This is a genomic window from Mesorhizobium sp. M0437 (genome assembly GCF_040321335.1).
In the GTDB taxonomy this organism is placed as follows: domain Bacteria; phylum Pseudomonadota; class Alphaproteobacteria; order Rhizobiales; family Rhizobiaceae; genus Mesorhizobium.
Genome location: NZ_JAMYRK010000241.1, coordinates 1 through 810, shown reverse-complemented (window position 1 = coordinate 810; position 810 = coordinate 1). Strand labels below are relative to the sequence as shown.

Genomic DNA, 810 nt, shown 5'->3' with positions numbered 1-810 from the left:
AGCCGGTCCGGCACGAGGAGCTCCTGAACGCGATCAAATTTGCAATGGCTGCTGACATTGCCGCTTTCCGACCTGGTTCGTCACCAGAGCATATGAGGCAGTTGAGGTCGTGATTTAGCGAAGTCTCTGGTCACCAAACAATTTGAGATCTCCAGCTCACCCGAACCTGAACCCATTCGCACTGGCTTCGGTGGAGAACATATATTAAGTGGAGGACATATATTAAAACGATGTCGATCACCGTTTGTATGGTGGCGCGTTTCGGCCGGCCGTGATCGTGAAGGGACCTGCAATGCAGGGTGAGCTTGGCGGTGCCGTTGATGAGTTACCCGGACTTCTATGGACGGCCGCGCCCGACGGACAATTTGACTTTCTGAATCAACGCTGGCGCGAATACACCGGTGTGGCCTTAGCAGAGTTTCATGGCCGAGGTTGGCAGACTCTCGTCCACCCGGAGGACCTTCCCCGACTTCTCGCCGGCGGGCGAAGCGTTCCAGTGTCGAGCGCGCCCATTGAAGCGGACGTTCGTCTGCGTGGGGCGGACGGGGAATATCGCTGGTTCCTGTTTCTCGCTCATCCCTCTCTTGACTCAGCCGGCCAAGTCATCAAGTGGTCGGGATTCAGCACCGACATCGACAATCGAAAGCGTGCCGAAGAGGAATTGCGGGAGAGCGCAGCGAGATTCCGAGACTACGCCGAAACTGCCTCCGATTGGCTGTGGGAAATTGGTACGGACTACAATTACACGCTGTTGACTGAGAATGCGTTTGGTTCACACCCAGCGGATCGAATCGGCACGAAGTGCTGGGA

General features: G+C 56.3%; 1 protein-coding gene. It reads left to right on the top strand.

The window, feature by feature from the left end:
• Positions 1–292 precede the first annotated feature (292 nt).
• A partial coding sequence (locus tag NKI72_RS35250) for a PAS domain-containing protein (RefSeq protein WP_352852293.1) occupies positions 293–810 on the top strand: 518 nt, incomplete at its 3' end.